We start from the raw sequence: 201 nt of genomic DNA on the forward strand, positions 1-201 counted from the left end.
TGACCGTGTAGTTGCTGGCCAGACCCGTGCCGTTGGCCAGCGTCGCGCCCGTCACGGTGACGGTCTTGCCGGCACCTGCGTTCTGGTTGCTGAAGGTGCCCGTCTGGCCGGACAACACCAGGCTTTCGTTCCCCACCAGGCCGTTCAAGATGCCGCCGCTCAGGTTGGCTGCCGTCGTACCGTCGTAGGTCTTGTTGCCGG

General features: G+C 65.7%; 1 protein-coding gene. It reads right to left on the minus strand.

The features are described 5' to 3' along the window. On the minus strand, window positions 1-201 hold a 201-nt coding region (locus tag N0K08_RS23210), incomplete at both ends, for a YDG domain-containing protein (RefSeq protein WP_261502805.1).

The sequence above is a fragment of the Acidovorax bellezanensis genome (genome assembly GCF_025421555.1).
Classification (GTDB): domain Bacteria; phylum Pseudomonadota; class Gammaproteobacteria; order Burkholderiales; family Burkholderiaceae_C; genus Comamonas; species Comamonas bellezanensis.